Origin of the sequence: Coprococcus sp. RTP21428st1_C9_RTP21428_210409, assembly GCF_040227395.1 — a bacterium.
In the GTDB taxonomy this organism is placed as follows: Bacteria; Bacillota; Clostridia; order Lachnospirales; family Lachnospiraceae; genus Coprococcus; species Coprococcus aceti.
In genome coordinates this window covers 1-16,411 of record NZ_JBEHVV010000020.1, presented here as the reverse complement: position 1 = coordinate 16,411, position 16,411 = coordinate 1, and the positions used below count along the sequence as shown (strand labels likewise).

At 44.3% G+C, this 16,411-nt stretch carries 16 protein-coding genes and 1 pseudogene; 1 reads left to right on the top strand and 16 read right to left on the bottom strand.

The genetic code is table 11. The features are described 5' to 3' along the window. Positions 1–48 precede the first annotated feature (48 nt). The 10 genes from ABUA34_RS05790 to ABUA34_RS05745 all read right to left on the bottom strand — a co-directional run bounded on the left by ABUA34_RS05790 (position 49) and on the right by ABUA34_RS05745 (position 11,125). Complete coding sequence (locus tag ABUA34_RS05790) at positions 49–2,007, bottom strand: BMP family ABC transporter substrate-binding protein (RefSeq protein WP_055273750.1); 1,959 nt, start codon at positions 2,005–2,007, stop codon at positions 49–51. 355 nt (positions 2,008–2,362) lie between these two features. Further along, positions 2,363–3,727: a sensor histidine kinase gene (locus ABUA34_RS05785; protein ID WP_015533782.1), complete on the bottom strand. Its 1,365-nt coding sequence runs from the start codon at positions 3,725–3,727 to the stop codon at positions 2,363–2,365. Between the two features lie 3 nt (positions 3,728–3,730). Continuing rightward, entirely contained in the window at positions 3,731–4,405 is a 675-nt protein-coding gene (locus ABUA34_RS05780; protein WP_055223141.1) for a response regulator transcription factor, read from the bottom strand. 93 nt (positions 4,406–4,498) lie between these two features. Beyond that, on the bottom strand, positions 4,499–6,271 hold the full coding sequence (locus ABUA34_RS05775) for a Na/Pi cotransporter family protein (RefSeq protein WP_238051533.1): 1,773 nt from the start codon (positions 6,269–6,271) through the stop codon (positions 4,499–4,501). Positions 6,272–6,498: 227 nt separating this feature from the next. Further along, the gene (locus ABUA34_RS05770; RefSeq protein ID WP_055223139.1) at positions 6,499–6,759 is read right to left on the bottom strand and encodes a hypothetical protein; all 261 of its coding nucleotides are present in this window, start codon (positions 6,757–6,759) and stop codon (positions 6,499–6,501) included. Between the two features lie 33 nt (positions 6,760–6,792). Next, positions 6,793–7,437, bottom strand: coding sequence for a phosphate signaling complex protein PhoU (gene phoU / locus ABUA34_RS05765; RefSeq protein ID WP_022216632.1), 645 nt, complete (start codon positions 7,435–7,437; stop codon positions 6,793–6,795). 16 nt (positions 7,438–7,453) lie between these two features. Then, positions 7,454–8,212, bottom strand: coding sequence for a phosphate ABC transporter ATP-binding protein PstB (gene pstB, locus ABUA34_RS05760; protein ID WP_349822999.1), 759 nt, complete (start codon positions 8,210–8,212; stop codon positions 7,454–7,456). 155 nt (positions 8,213–8,367) lie between these two features. Then, complete coding sequence (gene pstA / locus ABUA34_RS05755; protein WP_349822998.1) at positions 8,368–9,372, bottom strand: phosphate ABC transporter permease PstA; 1,005 nt, start codon at positions 9,370–9,372, stop codon at positions 8,368–8,370. Then, positions 9,373–10,224 carry a phosphate ABC transporter permease subunit PstC gene (gene pstC, locus ABUA34_RS05750; protein WP_015533776.1) on the bottom strand — a complete coding sequence of 284 codons (852 nt, stop codon included), beginning with the start codon at positions 10,222–10,224 and terminating at the stop codon, positions 9,373–9,375. A 7-nt stretch (positions 10,225–10,231) separates the two neighbouring features. Further along, positions 10,232–11,125, bottom strand: a complete 894-nt coding sequence (locus ABUA34_RS05745; protein ID WP_349822997.1) for a substrate-binding domain-containing protein — start codon at positions 11,123–11,125, stop codon at positions 10,232–10,234. 283 nt (positions 11,126–11,408) lie between these two features. Here ABUA34_RS05745 and tsaA point away from each other — a divergent pair, with 283 nt between their 5' ends. Beyond that, positions 11,409–12,122: a tRNA (N6-threonylcarbamoyladenosine(37)-N6)-methyltransferase TrmO gene (tsaA, locus tag ABUA34_RS05740; RefSeq protein WP_349822996.1), complete on the top strand. Its 714-nt coding sequence runs from the start codon at positions 11,409–11,411 to the stop codon at positions 12,120–12,122. A 14-nt stretch (positions 12,123–12,136) separates the two neighbouring features. On the opposite strand, the gene ABUA34_RS05735 is transcribed toward tsaA, so the two are convergent. The 6 genes and pseudogenes from ABUA34_RS05735 to ABUA34_RS05710 form a co-directional block, all read right to left on the bottom strand. Further along, positions 12,137–12,910, bottom strand: coding sequence for an aminotransferase class IV (locus ABUA34_RS05735; RefSeq protein WP_349822995.1), 774 nt, complete (start codon positions 12,908–12,910; stop codon positions 12,137–12,139). 34 nt (positions 12,911–12,944) lie between these two features. Beyond that, positions 12,945–14,348: an aminodeoxychorismate synthase component I gene (gene pabB / locus ABUA34_RS05730; protein WP_349822994.1), complete on the bottom strand. Its 1,404-nt coding sequence runs from the start codon at positions 14,346–14,348 to the stop codon at positions 12,945–12,947. Between the two features lie 10 nt (positions 14,349–14,358). Beyond that, positions 14,359–14,943 carry an anthranilate synthase component II gene (locus tag ABUA34_RS05725; protein ID WP_015533771.1) on the bottom strand — a complete coding sequence of 195 codons (585 nt, stop codon included), beginning with the start codon at positions 14,941–14,943 and terminating at the stop codon, positions 14,359–14,361. A 197-nt stretch (positions 14,944–15,140) separates the two neighbouring features. Then, positions 15,141–15,563: a phospholipase D-like domain-containing protein gene (locus tag ABUA34_RS05720; protein ID WP_502880263.1), complete on the bottom strand. Its 423-nt coding sequence runs from the start codon at positions 15,561–15,563 to the stop codon at positions 15,141–15,143. Positions 15,564–15,715: 152 nt separating this feature from the next. Next, positions 15,716–16,048: a cupin domain-containing protein gene (locus ABUA34_RS05715; RefSeq protein WP_004850052.1), complete on the bottom strand. Its 333-nt coding sequence runs from the start codon at positions 16,046–16,048 to the stop codon at positions 15,716–15,718. Between the two features lie 65 nt (positions 16,049–16,113). Next, a pseudogene (locus ABUA34_RS05710) lies at positions 16,114–16,411 on the bottom strand (MocR-like pyridoxine biosynthesis transcription factor PdxR); the annotation flags it as partial.

Here is a 16,411-nt window from a genome sequence, read left to right as displayed (position 1 = left end):
TATCTATTCCCCTGTACTACAGTATACCTTCTCCGTAGGAGATTTATCTTATTTCACTTCCGGAACCGACTTGAGCTCCAGACTCTCCGGTGTGTCTATACCCTGAAGTGCAACTACCGTCTTTGCCTCATCGACAAGATCGTCCTCTGTAGGGAGCATGCCCACTACATTCTCAGCAAGCCAATCCATCTTGAGTATATCTTCATGGAGCATCGCTCCGTCATCTTCATTTCTCACTATTCCGTTCTGGGATGTAAGCTTTCCGCTGAACGGTGTGATAGCGCCCTCTCTTATGAGGTTTGTCATAACCGATATGAGCTTCTGTGTTCCGGCCGGAAGGTGCTTTGAGCATATGACGTCAACTATTCCCGCTGACATACCCCACCAGTAGCTTATCGCATTGCTGGTCTCGTTCTTCTCCTCCTGCTTCCAGTTGCCCTCCAGTATGGATCTAAGGATCCTCTCATAGAATGCACCCCAGTTGTAGAAAGGCATGGCAAGGTTGACGACCTCTCCATTCTGATCATAGTGATAAAGTCCGAAGTTTCGTGACGCATCATCCGGCATGATCATGTCTCTATCGGATATATATGTTATTCCATTTCTCTCGAAGAACTTCTGTGGATCAGCATTCTTAACCTTCGTCCACTGCAGATATATCTTTGCCCTAGGGTTGACCATCCTTGCTCCGATGGCAAATGCATTGATGTTCGCTGTTGTTCCGAATATCGGATAATCAGCTACATATCCTATCTGTCCGTCAGCACAAAGGCTTCCCGCTATCATACCGGTGAGGAACTTCACCTCGTACATTCTTGCATAATAGGTACGCACATGGCTGTTCGCAAGGCTGAGGGAACAGTTAAGTATCTTTATCTCCGGGTGGAGCACTGCAGTCTTAAGAGCCTCAGGAAGCATCTCAGGCCCTGTCGTAAATATCACATCATACTTCTCATCCACAAGTCTTCCAAGGCACTCTGTCAGCTTGGCAGGTGTATCCACATTACAGAAGGTTCTGCTGTCGACAGAATCTCCGAGTTTATTCTCCATGTCCATTCTACCCAGTTCATGGCTGTATGTCCAGACCGAGTTGGCTGGCGACTTATCATACACAAATGCCACCTTCAGGTTCGAAGGGCCTGATGGCTTTATAACCCTGTCGAGTATGGACTTCTTAGGCTCCACAGGATCAAGCTTTGGAAGAACCGTCTTATCCTTCTTCTCATTTGTGAGGACTATCTCATTCCATACCTTGTCAACACTGTCCTTCACCTGGGATGTAGTCATGTTCTTAAGAGCTTCATAGCCATACACATTGAGGAATACAAGCATGGCATCGTCCACTGTTATAGTAAGCTCCTCATTGCCCTTCTTAGCAAGATAAGCCTTCTCAAATGCGAGATGTGCCGAGTTGAAATCCAGTCTCTCATCCTCTGTGAAAACCGCATCCTTAGTGATCCCTATGAACTCCCTGAGCTTATCATATCCACCGAGCTGTGAGAAATATACATAGTTGATCCCCGTCTGCTTGTGGAAATCTATAAATTCAAAATATATCTTATTCTCAAGTGAGTCGGTCCTTCTAGGTATCTTTCTTGTAACCATGGCAGGAACTGAGTCCGCACCAAAGTATTTGAGCACACTCACTCTCTTATTTCCTTCTACTACATAGAATTTGTTCATATACTCATATACCTTTATCGGGTCATGTATACCTTCCTCTATGTGGGACTCACACAATGCGGTCCATTTCATTCCAAATTCAGTATGATAATCCAATATAGGCATAAAATTACTAGCAAACGCCGTCGTCCTTGCAGCGGTAGCGGTTCCAACCACGCGGTCAAGCGATATGGTCTGGAGACCAAGATTCACCTCACCCACAGTGTCGGATGGTGATATTATTTCATCCAAAACCGGAAGATATGGATATTCATTTTTTGCTACGGCTGCCTGATATCTCTTCTCACCAAGCTTCTGAGCCCTTAAATATTCGTTTGCTGACATACTATCACTCTCCTTATTCAAGACCATATAGTAATACTATAAAATTCAATAATCAAGAATTTGTTTCCTTCCGATCCGCCAAAATTATCTGCCTTTCAACTGCATGTTTTGTGAATTATGTATAAACCGCATTGTATGTTATGCATAATTACCACTTGATTTTTTTCGTAACATGCTGTATTATATTATTAAATTCAGAAGATTTCACATATTTTCGAACTTAATGTCGGTGTGTGTGAATACCAATATACTTAAGGAGTCTGGCTAATACACTTCCACCAGGCTCCTTTTTATTGTAGCATCTATTCTGTTCTTTTACAGCATTCCCCATCAAAATTCATTGATTTCGACTGCATCATTGTTCATCTTCCCTGTATGCGTCAAATGTAACCTTTATGTCAGTTCCCTTACCTGGTTCACTGTCCATATCAAGCTGTGCATTGTTGCGGGCAACTATATGCTTTACTATGGCCAGGCCAAGTCCTGTGCCACCTGTGGACTTCGATCTGCTCTTGTCCACTCTGTAGAATCGTTCAAATATCCTCTCCTGATGCTCCTTCGGGATTCCTATTCCCGTATCCTTCACCCTGAGTATAACCTTGCCATCCTCTGCCTTTACAGATACATCCACACTTCCATTCTTATTGTTATATCTGATGGCGTTGTCTGTGAGGTTATACACAAGCTCCTCCATCATCATCTTGTTCGCATATATATATCCGTGACTGCCATCATAGCTGAGTGTCACACTGTTCTTCTCTGCGTTTATCGCCAGCATATCCGTGGCTGTTCTGGCTATGACCGCCAGATCGATCTTCTCCATCAGTGGCGCATCCTCAGATACATCCAGCTCTGACAGTCTGATTATGTCATTGATGAGGGTGAGAAGTCTGTTGGAGTTCTTGTGGATCTCAGTTGCAAAATGATGTACATCCGCCTCGGTGGCCATACCTGTCTCGATAAGCTCCGAATACCCCGATATGGATGTGAGCGGCGTCTTGAGCTCATGTGATACATTTGCCGTGAACTCCTGTCTCATCTGTGAGCTCTTCACTATATCCGCATGCTGCTTCTGTATCATATCTATAAATGGCCGCATCTCCTTGTACGCAACTATGTGGGTATCGTCGTCCAGACTGTTTGCCATCTGCTCTATTGGTTTCAATATGTTTCTGGTCAGATAGTGTGTCACTATGATGGTGACACAGACCAGGATCGCCATCACCACCAGCATGACCGGCACAGCCGCAAGGAACATACTGATTACATTGTTGGTCTCCCTCGCTATTCTCAGCACCCTTCCAGACTTGAGCAGTATCGCATAGTAATATGTGCTCTTATTGAGGGTTTCCGACTTTCTTATAACCTGTCCATCACCATTTTCAAATGCCTCTGCTATCTCTGGTCTGTCAAGGTGGTTCTGCATGGAAGTCTCATCGGCCTGATTGTCATACAGAACACTGCCGTCAGGCGCTATAAGCGTCAGTCTGAGGTCATTGGTATCCACGCTTGCATACACACCGGTGTCATCCGCGTCGAAATCTCCGGTATTCTTAAACACCTCAGCATAGCCCTTCAGATCCCTTATGATCTCTGCCTTGTACACCTCATAGAATATGAATGTCGACAGAACCATGGTCACCGCTATGGCCACCAGTGAAAAGATGATAAACTCCAGATTGATAACCTTTTTCAGTCTTTTATCGTCTCTCTTACCCATATGCTACTCCATCTTATACCCTACATTTCTAACTGTCTTTATCATATTACCTGCTTCGCCAAGCTTCTGTCTCAAAGTCTTGATATGCATATCAAGGGTTCTGGATTCGCCCTCGTAATCCGTTCCCCACACATCCGACATGATTGTGTCTCTGTGAAGAACTATTCCTGCATTCACCATGAGAAGCTTTAAGAGTTCAAACTCCTTGAAGGTAAGCTCACACAACTCGCCGCCCACATGCACCTCGCGTCTCTCTGAATCAAGGGTTATATCCCCGAGTACCAGCTGCTTGTCATCCTGCAGCGCCCTGCTTCTTCTGAGCAGCGCCTTGACCCTGGATATGAGCTCCATCACGCCAAATGGCTTGGTGAGGTAATCATCCGCTCCTATATCCAGTCCCTTGACCTTGTCAAGCTCTGTAGTCTTGGCTGTCACAAGGATAATCGGAACTCTGACAGTATCAGGTCTGCTCCTGAGCTTCTTCACAATCTCAAGACCATCCATGTCAGGGAGCATGATATCCAAGAGTACCAGATCAGGGACCTTCTCCACAGACCTTGAGAAGAAGGATTTCGCATTCTCAAACTCCTCCACCACATATCCGCTGTTTTTCAAAGCAAACATCTCTATCTCTCTTATATTCTTATCGTCTTCTACAATATAAATATGTACTGCCATTTTGTCTCCTTTCCCTATACAATACCACTTTCATTTACATGCATATTGCATTTTATTTTTATCATTATTTTTTATATAAATGCACGCCAGATATCACTTCAGCTTGTATATCTCTCTGTAATATGTGTACATGCTCTGGAAATCTATGTTGGAATCTTTCTTCATGTTGTCCAGATATTCATGTGTATCAAAGTTGTCTGATTTTAACTGGAGCATTGCCACCGCCACGTTGGAACAGTGGTCTGCAACTCTCTCATAGTTGTTGATAAGATTCTCCAGTGATATTCCGAGCTCAATGGTACATTTGCCCTTCTGAAGTCTCTTGATATGCTGCTTCTTAACCGCACTGTTGAGCTCATTAATTGCTTCCTCAAGCGGCTCCACATGGGATGCCTCCTGAAGGTCTTCTTTGTCATAAGCCTCCACAGTCATGCTGACTATGTTCTGAACTGCATCCTTGTATACACCAAGTTCTGACTTTGCCTTTTCTGAAAAGGACGCGCCCGCCTCATTCATCTTCCTACATATATCCGCTATGGTTATGGCGTGATCAGACATTCTCTCAAGGTCACCTATGACATGAAGTCCGATCGACACCTTCTGGCTGTCCTCATGGGAGAGCTCCTTGCTGCTGAGCTTTACCATATAAGAACCGACCTCATCCTCATAGGTATCTATGATGCCCTCAAGATTCTCAACCTTATCCCTGACCGTTTCATCATAATTATCAACCAGTGACAGTGCCATATCAACACTGTTCTTTGAAAGCTGAGCCATGTATTTTACGACCTCTATACAGTGTCCAACAGCAAATGCCGGTTTCTCAAGGAATCTGGCATCCAGACGCTTGAGCATCTCCAGCTCTGCAGGAGTATTCCTCTCCACCTCGTCCTTATCTCTGACAGTGAGCGTTGCAAGCTTCTCAAGTCCACCTGAGAACGGAAGCAGAAGAAGTGTCGCTGCAACGTTGAACACACTGTGTACAACAGCTATACCAGCTGCATTTGCAGAATCATTCAGGAACTGGAAGTGTATAAATGAATTGGCTGTATAGAACACCACCATGAACACCACTGTTCCTATAATGTTGAAGTACAGATGCACAAACGCCGCTCTTTTGGCATTCTTCTTTGTTCCTATGCATGATATAAGTGCAGTTACACAGGTTCCTATGTTCTGACCCATGATGATAGGGATCGCCGTCCCAAATGATACAGCCCCGGTTGCACACAGCGCCTGGAGTATACCTACAGATGCCGAAGAACTCTGTATGATGGCTGTTATCAACATTCCCACAAGCATTCCAAGGAATGGATTGGAGAACATGGTGAGTATATTCGTAAATTCCGGTACATCCTTAAGTGGAGCAACCGCACCGCTCATCATCTCCATACCGAACATAAGCACTGTAAATCCAAGAAGTATTCCACCTATATCGTGCTTCTTCTCAGACCTGGTGAACATGAGAAATATTATTCCTATTACTGCGAGTATAGGTGAAAAGGATGAGGGTTTCAACATATTAATAAATATATTGTCACTCTGTATTCCTGTAAGGCTGAGTATCCATGATGTTACTGTTGTTCCTATATTTGCACCCATGATGATACCCACTGCCTGTCTCAGCTTCATGATGCCTGAGTTTACAAGTCCAACCACCATAACTGTGGTCGCCGATGATGACTGGATCACTCCTGTCACCGCAGCGCCCAGCAGAACACCCTTTATAGGTGTTGATGTGAGCTTTTCCAGTATCTTCTCCAGCTTACCGCCAGCCGTCTTGGCAAGGCCATCTCCCATCACGTTCATTCCATACAGGAACATTGCAAGTCCGCCCAGAAGGGATAACACATTGAAAATATCCATATCTTTTGTCTCCTTATTACATTTCCAATTACTTCTGTATAAGGACTTGTATACACAATATCCCTTTTACAGCGTCTGTTTTATCAGAGTCTATTGTAAAAGGGATATGTAAAATGTGAGATATGTGTATGTAAAATCTGTGTAAATTTAAAATCTATGTAAAATCCTGCAAAATATTTGGCACAGTTTTGTGGTATCACATAGACCTTTTTTCTGTTTTCATCTGTTTATTTGCTTCCGAGAGGCTCATTTATGAGCAGATACACCGCACTTCCAAGCATTCCTACCAGGAACATGCCATAACCGCCACATATGAACATCAGCTTTGCGAATGATACATCTCCCAGCACAGGGAGCATGTGGAGCAGCAATGCTGCAGCACATCCCGCAAGTCCGCACACCACCATGCTGACTGTTATGAAAAGTTTCATATTGCCTATACCTGTTCTGTGTGACAGTTCATTTATCTTCGTACATACCCACTTCATAGAAATCACCTCTTTTCGTCCATGACTCAATCATCAGTCTATATGTTCTCCTGTTATCGAGAAGAGTACCCACTCTGATATATTCGTTGCGTGATCGCCAATCCTCTCAAGATACTTGGCAACCATAAGAAGGTCACAAGCCTGCTCTCCATCATCCGAATTCTCATGTATCATTGTGATGAGTTCATTCTTGACCTTGTCAAAAAGATCATCGACGACATCGTCATGCTCTATTACACTCTTTGCCTTTTTCTCATCTGCGTTGACATATGCCTCTATGCTTGATACCAGCATGACGATCGTCTCTTTTGCCATCTGCTGTATGTGCTCAAGCTTCTTTATATATGGTGTGCCAGCCATGCACAGTGTGAGTTCTGATATATCTGAGGCGTGATCTCCGATCCTCTCCATATCCGTTATCATCTTGAGTGCTGCGGATATATTTCTCATATCCCCGGCAACCGGCTGCTGGGTAAGGAACAGCTTGAGGCACAGATTCTCAATCTCTCTCTCCTGATGGTCGATGGCGTCATCCGCCTCGATCGCCTTCTTTGCGAGCTCTGTGTCCTGGGCCACGAGAGCCTTGATCGCTGTCTCTATCGCCTGCTCGATCATAGTTCCCATCTCTATCATCTCTGCATGGAGCTTTCTAAGCTGCATCTCATATTTGTCTCTCATCTTGTCTCAATCTCCTTTAACCAAATCTACCAGTTATGTAATCCTCTGTACGCTTATCCGACGGCTTGCTGAACATCTTCTCTGTCTCCGCATACTCGACAACCTCTCCTAAGAGGAAGAATGCAGTATTGTCGGCAACTCGAGTTGCCTGCTGCATATTATGTGTAACCATAATGATGGTGTACTTGTTCTTAAGTTCCAGGACAAGATCCTCTATCTTAGATGTAGATATTGGGTCAAGCGCTGATGTCGGCTCATCCATGAGAAGCACCTCTGGCTCCACTGCCAGTGCTCTGGCTATGCAAAGTCTCTGCTGCTGACCGCCTGAAAGTCCAAGGGCTGACTTCTTCAGTCTGTCCTTAAGCTCATCCCATATCGCTGCCTGTTTAAGTGACTTTTCAACTATCTCATCCAACTTTGCACGGTTTCTGATACCATGGGTTCTCGGTCCATATGCTATATTGTCGTATACACTCATCGGAAATGGATTTGGCTGCTGGAATACCATTCCAACTCTTTTTCTCAAAAGGTTGATGTCCATGCCACTGTATATATCCTCGCCATCAAGTCTCACATCACCTGTTATCTTGCATCCCTCTACCAGATCATTCATTCTGTTGAGCGACTTGAGGAATGTTGACTTACCACAACCTGATGGTCCGATAAATGCTGTAACCTCATTTGCCGGAATGTCCATATCTATCCCTTTTAGGGCATGGAACTTTCCGTAATAGAGGTTCAGATCTTTAACGCTGAACTTAACGTTATTATTCATCTATTTTTCTCCATTCTTAACATCAAGCACGAAACAAAGCATTGCGCTATCTTTTTCGTACTCATAATTTTCTTCTTTAGTTGCAGAAGCGTATATGCTTCTGCCGGATATTGGAAACACATACCAAAGCTCTGATTCCAAAGCCCTGACACATGCTAATTGGCTTTATCTGCAGCAACCTTGCCTGCAATCTTGTCTGATGCAAAGTTGATAAGCACCACGAGTACCAGAAGTACAACCGCTGTCGCATAACCTTGATCAGTGTGAAGTCCTTCTTTGGACAGAAGGTACATATGAACTGCCAAAGTTCTTGTTGAATCGGTAAGCTTTGTTGCCATCTTTGCAACCGATCCTGCTGTGTATATGAGTGCTGCAGTTTCTCCCACGATACGTCCTGTCGCAAGTATGATTCCTGACAGGATTCCCGGAACGGCACTAGGAAGCACTACTTTGAATACTGTTCTGAGATTTCCGGCTCCCAGTCCAAAACTTCCTTCTCTATAAGACTTAGGCACTGCCATAAGTGCCTCCTCTGTGGTCCTCATTATGACTGGAAGAACCATTATCGCCAGGGTGAGCGCACCTGATATGAGTGACAATCTAAGTCCACACGCATTTGTGAAAAACAACATTCCAAAAAGTCCATATACTATGGACGGTATTCCTGTAAGTGTCTCCGCTGTGATCCTCACAACCCCCACCAGCTTATTGCCAGTCTTTGCATATTCGACAAGATATATTGCTGCAAATATTCCTATCGGACCTGCTATCAGGAGGGACAGCAGCGTCATGTAAACCGTATTTATAAGTGCTGGCACCAGCGAACAGTTGTCCGATGTATATTCCCAGCTGAATATGTCTGCATTAAGATTAGGGACTCCCTTTACCAGTACATACACCAGCAGAAATCCTATAGAAAGCACAGTTATGAGTGTTGCCAGATGTACAAGGATAAACATTATGAATGATCCCGGTTTCTTTCTGTACTCAGCCCATTTCTCAGACCATGTTCTCTTGTTTATAGCCTCTATGCTGTCCACATCAACTATGGATGAAGGATCATCCTCAGGTGCCGTCTTTTTCGTGCTGATTATTGTATTTTTTGTTCTGTCATCGCCACATGCGACAACTGTCTTTATTCCTTCTACTCTCTCTGCCATCTATGCCACCGTCTTTCTCTTTATGATGGAGAACAGGAGGTTGATAATGAGTATGAATACGAACAGTACAACGCCCGTTGCTATCAGAGCCTGTCTGTGCAGATCCGTCGCATATCCCATCTCCATTACTATATTTGTGGTGAGTGTTCTGACACCTCTCAGTATTCCGTCAGGCATATGAACCTGGTTTCCAGCCACCATGATAACCGCCATAGTCTCTCCAACTGCACGGCCAACACCCAGGATAATCGCTGCCATAACTCCTGACTTTGCTGCAGGGACAACAGTCTTGAACACGCTTCTCTCATGTGTTGCTCCAAGTGCCAAAGCTCCCTGATAATACTTGTCAGGTACCGCTCTTATTGAAGTCTCTGATACACTGATGATAGTTGGAAGTATCATCATTCCAAGAAGTACTGATGCCGTGAGCATCGTATTTCCATTTACTCCAAATATGCTTCTCACCATCGGTACAAGCACACACATTCCAAAGAATCCATATACCACCGAAGGTATTCCGGCCATCAGATTGATAAATGGCTTTATAACTTTATATAATCTGTCGGGACAAAACTTTGCCAGATATATCGCCGTGAGAAGTCCTATCGGAACTCCTATTATCAGCGCTCCGGCTGTCACATATATGCTTCCTAATATAAAAGGAAGAATGCCGTAGTATCCATTTGTCGGTTTCCAAACCTCACCCAGGGTGAAGTCTCCGAAACCAATCTCCTTGATGGCCGGTATTCCATTCACAAACAGGAACACACATATGAGTGCTACTGCTGCGATGGATACCAGTGCCGCTATCAGGAATACTACATGCATAATTGTTTCTTTAAGTTTATGCATAAGCTGATTACTTTACGTCCTCCCACTTTGCTGCTGAACCTGTGAATATATTCTTGACCTGATCTACTGTGTAGTCATCAGCAGGGTTGTTGTTATTTACTATAACTGCAATTCCATCCATTGCTATTACTGTTGCCTTAAGTCCAAGTGATGTCTCTGTGTCCTTAAGCTCACGTGATGCCATACCTATGTCGCATGTTCCATCTGATGTTGATGTGATACCTGTTGTTGAATCGCTCTCCTGAAGCTCGATGTCAGCATTTGTGTTGATCGCCTTGTATGCCTCGATAAGCTTTTCCATAACAGGTGTTACTGAAGATGAACCTGCAACAACAATCTTGCCCTTTGGATTTGTCGAAGTAAATGCTCCGCTGTTCGCAACCTCGATGTACTTATTTGCTGAGATGATCTTCTGTCCATCCTCGCTCATAATGTAGTTGATGAAATCCTGTGCAACATCACTGATGCCATCCTTTGTAACGATGTTGAAAGGTCTTGAAAGTGTGTATGAACCATTGTTGATGTTCTCCTCACTTGCCTCAATTCCACCGATCTTGAGTGCCTTTACTGTATCGTTGAGTGCTCCGAGTGATATGTAACCGATTGCATAATCATCCCCTGCTACTGTTGTGAGTACGACCTCTGTGCTGTTGCATGTGATGGCATTTGTTGTTGTGTTGTCGACCTTATTGCCATCTGCATCCTTCTCCTCAACTCCTGTGAGCTCTACGAATGCTCCTCTCGTTCCTGAGCCTTCCTCTCTTGATACTACTGATATATCCTGTGTTGCATCGAATCCGCCATCTGCGCTCTTTGATGAATTATTTCCACAGCCAGCAAGACTTCCTATCATAAGTGCTGCTCCAAGTGTTACTGCCAATACTTTCTTTAATTTAACCATTTTCTTTTTCTCCTTAACTTAACCTTATTCTGCCGGTTATCTCTTGAACCGGTCTTTGCAAATATTGTATTATTGGGACATATCATTCTTTGCTTATGTCCCAGAAAAGAACTCGCGCGCCTTTCGTTCTTTTCTTTGCACTATGATAAATGGCATAAGTAAAATACATAACCAGCGCAATGTAAATAGAATGTAAAGTCGGCGTTAATCAATGCATGCTGAATGTACTGCAAACAATCTGTCATGGCTTATAAATTACAACCAGAAAGTGGGATAAAAATACATGATAAATACCAGTTTAGAAGTAATAGGATATGTGAGATGTGACTACAAAGAGAAGTTCGGAATTCCAAGGCAGAGCGGTCTGACAGGCTGCGCCACCGCTTTTATAGAGATGCTTCCACCATACAATCAGGCAGAGGCTTTCAGAGGGCTTGACGAATTCTCCCACTTATGGCTTCTGTGGGACTTCTCCAAAGCTCATAAGAACGGTTTTACCGCAACAGTAAAACCCCCAAAGCTGGGCGGTAACCAGCGGATGGGGGTTTTTGCCACCAGATCACCATTCAGGCCGAACAACATCGGTCTGTCATCGGTGAGGCTTCTGGATATTATATATAATGAAGAAAACGGCTGTGTACACGGACTTGTGGTGTCGGGTGCCGATATACTGGACGGAACACCGGTGTACGACATCAAGCCTTATCTGCCATACACCGACAGCCATCCGGAGGCGACCGGGGGCTGGACAGACTCCCTTGATATTCCAGAACTGTCTGTGTGTTTCTCCGACGATATCGCCGCCAAACTTGAAACTATATTTTCAAGTGCACAGATCGAGGCCCTGAAAGAGATACTTGCGCAGGATCCAAGGCCTGGCTATCAGGATGAACCTGGCAGACGCTATGGAATGCTGTACGGCGGATACGATATCAGGTTTACCATATCTGGTGACACTCTTACCATATGCGAAGTGGCTGAGCCCGGATCACAATGATACAAAAAGGCATTTTACCGGCATAAAGCTGAAAAATTATGATATTTTCTCATCATCCTGACAGTGACACTCCTCTCCTCAAAGCTGATATTTCCCAGTAGTTTCACCGGCATGACCCCCATCAAGGAATTGGTCACAAAGCATTCCTGATATGATGACAGTTCATCAGGGAATATCACCGTCTGCGTGACCGCCTCTGATTCACAGATATACTCCCTTACTGTTCCAGGCAGAAGACCTGAGTCTATCGCGGGTGTGTATATCCTGCCATCTCTCACAAAAAATATATTGCTCACCGTACCCTCGCATATCTGTCCCTTTGTATTCAGGAAGATCCGTTCATCCATTCCAGCTTTGCCAGACCGCCTTTTTTCAAGAATGCAGTCTCCGTAATTCATGGTTTTATGATGTACGAACGGCGACGTCTCATTTCTTCTAACATTACTTATGTCCATTGCAAACCCCCGTTCGTATATATCCGGGGTGTAAGGATTATCTCTCATTGAAAAAATCACATTTTCCTGAGTCAGCATGATCTTTAACGCACATCGCCTCATATGACCTGATCGATCTCTGTAATCATGCTCACTCATCCACTTTCTCAGATATTCCAGCACAGCTATCCTGTCTATGCCCCGTTCTGCTGGCATGCCAAGATCCAGGAATCTTGCAGCATCTTCCAGGCGTCTCAGATGCCTGTCAAGAAATATCGGCCTGCCGTCAACCACACTTATAGTTTCAAATGCTCCAAGACCAAATTGAAAGCAATCATCCATTTTTACATTCATTTTACATTTCTCCCATTTTCATCATTTTCAAATGCTACTGCAATGCACTGAGTATTGCTTTTGCCTTATCCCGTGTCTCTTCATACTCTGCACCAGGATCTGAATCGGCAGTAATACCGCCTCCAACGCCAAGATAATACCTGCCATTTCTGTACAATACAGTTCTTATCACTATATTAAAATCACATTTTCCATCCAATGTAATATAACCAATAGAGCCGGTGTAAATATTTCTCTTCCCACATTCAAGTTCATCTGTAATCTCCATAGCCCTGCGTTTCGGCGCCCCTGTAACAGAACCACCCGGAAATGTCGCAGTAAGAAGAGACATCACATCTTCCCCATCCTGCAGCATGCCTTCAACATTTGCCACCTGATGAAAAACAGTTGCATACTCTTCTATCGAAAACAGTTCAGTCACTTTTACGCTTCCCGGTCTGCACACACGGTTCAGGTCATTCCTCTCAAGATCTACAATCATCAGAAGTTCGCTCTTTTCCTTCTGTGATTTCTCAAGCTCACCCCTGAGCGCCTCATCCTCCCTGTCAGTCTCTCCTCGTCTCCTCGTTCCCTTTATCGGCCGGGTGTACACACGACGATCCTTTATCTGCATGAACCTTTCAGGAGATGCGCTCACTATCTGATAATCTCCCAGATCAAGATATCCACCAAATGGCGACGGATTACAAACTCGCAGATCGCGGAACACGTCCAGAGGCTTTTTTTCGCTGTCGACAACTATATGCCTTGTCATATTTGCAACATATACATCCCCCTCGGTTATATAATCCTTCAGCCTTCTTATAGAGTCCTCATACTCTTCCCTGCTGCATTCTTCGTACACATTCAAGTTATACTTCTTTCTCTTTTGTACATCTTCACTTGTCCTGTCAATTATATTCTCATTTTCCCGATCATCCCTGCCGCAATACTTCTCTATATCATTCTCCATTACATCAATATTTGACTGTGCATCACCTGTCATCCCATTTGCCACAAGATATGTCTCTTTTTTTAGGCAATCTTCAACAACAAAACAGTCATAGAATGTCATGACTGCCTCTGGAACAGACACAAGATCTTCATTGATGGAATCAAGCCCCATCCTATCCATTCCATAATCGTAGGATACATACCCTATCGCTCCTGATACGATTGGCAAATCCTCCGAACTTTTATCCATATGCTGTACAAGATACTGTCTCATATATTCTTCAAATGTTATATCCTTTTCAGAATCTCCATTAACCTCAAATGCATCCCCATTCTTAACAAGCCTGAGATACGGGCATCTCCCAATGATCGAATAGTGTCCCAGATTATTCACAAGGGATGAGTCAAGGAATGCTATTCCTGTCTCATCCTCATATATTCCAAAAACATCAGCTGCACTCACATATCTGTCAAGTTTTTTTAGCACTCGCCTCATACTGCTCATATATGACTCCTTATCTGCAATTAAATTTCTCCGCCGCTATACAAAAATTATACAATATATCATGACCATACTCCGTAAGTACCGCTTCCGGGTGAAACTGCACACCGTACAACGGCAGCCTTCTGTGTGATATTCCCATAACTGCACCATCCTCGGATATCGCATCCACCTGGTAATCATCCGGCAGACTGCTGCCATTTATTACCAACGAGTGGTATCTTGTGACATGAAAGCTTTCTGGCAGCCGCGCAAACAGACCTGTTCCACAGGTATGTATCTCTGTCACCTTTCCATGCATTGGCATCTTTCCTTTTTCAACAATGGCGCCCGCACAATACCCAAGTATCTGATGTCCAAGGCAGACTCCAAGTATCGGAATCTTTCCCTTATACATGTTCACAACATCCACACACATTTTTGCCTCCCATGGCCGCCCAGGTCCCGGTGAAAGTATTATGCCCTCCGGCTCCAGATCTTCCACATCATGCAGAGATATCCGATCGCACCTTTTTACGGTCACACATCTTCCCATCTCTTCGAAATACGCCTTCAGGTTATACACAAATGAATCAAAATTGTCTATCATCAGATACATGCACTTCTCCTTATCCGCAATCACTATAAAACACAAAAAGGATAACAGCCGGCATGCCAAAGCATGCACAGTCGTTATCCTTTTCGGTCCGTAATCTGCACGTTATTTTTATCTTTGATTTTTACAGATTCTATCATATCTGTCCTCAGAAAGCAAATGCCTTTGCTACTTTTGCGCAGTCTCACTATGCAATGCGCCTACTGACGTGCCCTCTCATAGGCATCTGCATACTGCTGTTCCTGTGAGTTTATCTCCTCAACATCGCGGTTCTGTTTCAAGTAGGTGCCGTCAGGCTGCTGTATGCGTGCCTGCATGTTATCCTTCATCATAAGTCCAAACATGTCCCTGATACGCTGCTTAATCTTATCATCATATATAGGTGTAGCAACCTCCACACGGCGGAGGGTGTTACGCGTCATAAAATCCGCCGAAGCTATATATATCTTGTCTCTGTCAGGTGTTCCGAAGATGTATATTCTTGAGTGCTCAAGGAAGCGTCCGACAATACTTCTTATATGTATGTTCTCCGTCTCGCCGGGGATTTCCGCCAGCAGACAGCATATTCCTCTGACTATAAGTCCAACCTTAACTCCCGCATTTGATGCCTCAACCTGCTTGATGTGACATGAATTAGCGCATATATATCAAGTTAATCACTTGATAACAAATAAAAAAGAGGCCTCCACATTCTGATGCGCACCCGGAATTCCAGATGTATTCCAGTTACATTGATTGGGAGAACCTCTTTTTTATTTTCTTATATTATTCTCTTCTAGTTGTGCTCTGGCACTACAGCATAGAACACCAGATCCTCATCGCCGTTGTTCTTCAGACTATGGCTGTGTCCCGGTGGGCAATAATGGCAGTCGCCCGGATTGAGTATCTCCATGGTATCGTCATACTCCATGGTCCCAACTCCTGAGATGATAAATATGATCTCGCTGTTGGTGTCATGTGTGTGAAGTCCTATAGAACTTCCGGCTGGAAGTGTTGCCCTCATGATCTTGTTGTAATTGCCTACGTGCATGCGTGGCTTGAATACGCCTTCGCCGCCCTTAAAGTTCTGAATATTCTGCTCCTCAAGTGAATCAAATGATATCTTCATCCGTTGTCCTCCTTACGAAAAATTCCTGCAAACGCATGAAATGCGCTCCGCGCGGCGTCTGCATGCTATGTCGTCAAGCACACCACACTCTCAAGAAGTCTGTCACAGGCTTCCTCTATTATGTCTTCTTCTATGCCCGAATAATTGATAACCAGTGTGTGGCTGTCCTCCTGCTCTTTTCCGTGGCAGTACTGGCTGAGGCTGGATATGTTGATTCCTGCCGCGGCAGCCCTGTCCACCATCTCTCTGTCCGTGTATGACGTGTCGATCTCCATAAGGAAATGAAGACCTGCATTCTCTTCCTTTATCGTTACCTGTGGATACAGCCTGTGACTCCTGATACAACCAAGTATCCTGTCCCTG